This is a genomic window from Stenotrophomonas sp. INTA L402-1, from assembly GCF_059295135.1.
Map to the genome: position 1 here is coordinate 1 of NZ_JCAFWP010000129.1, position 679 is coordinate 679.

Consider the following 679-nt stretch of genomic DNA (forward strand, 5'->3'; position numbering starts at 1 on the left):
GGATTTATTCGATAAATTACCGTCTGGTTAGTGATATGCACGCCCTGCACGGTGAGGTCCAGCACCAGGATGCCGATAATCAGCGCCAGTACGGAAGTGTGACCAAACCAGATTGCCAGCCATGAAAGTAACAGCAGAAGCAGACCGAAAGTTGTTGTGTGGTGCGATTTGCCCTTGTCGGCAAAACCGCCCGCCGGACGAGCGCCCAACGCTCCGGCAGCTCCCGCAAGTCCAAACAGACCAATTACACCATCGCTGTAGTTAAAAGGTGGAGCGGCAAGCAAAAAGGCCATTGAGGTCCAGAGAATGCTGAAGTTGGCAAAGGTCAGGCAGCCCAGCAACGCGCGGGTGCGCAGAATTTTATCGCTGATAAACATGCTGACAACGGAACCAAGCAACTGTGGGTCGTGGAGGTGGGTTTCTGATTTCATTTGTGGCAGACCACGCCATAATGCCAGCGCCATCAGTGCCATTAACACCGAGGCACCCCAACAGACGGTGCGCCAGCCGCCGAGGTTTGCCAGCAACCCGGCAACGGTTCGTGCCAGCAAGATCCCCCACAGCCGCCCGCTCATAATGGTGCCGACCACTTTGCCGCGTTTGTCGGGTGAAGCCAGCGTCGCTGCCAGCGTAACCAGAATTTGTGCCAAGACCGAGAAGAAACCGGTCAATGCCGTAC

The 679-nt window shown here is 56.0% G+C and carries 1 protein-coding gene; it reads right to left on the minus strand.

The features are described 5' to 3' along the window. A partial coding sequence (locus tag AC5O77_RS21885) for an MFS transporter (protein ID WP_494507190.1) occupies nucleotides 1-679 on the minus strand: 679 nt, incomplete at both ends.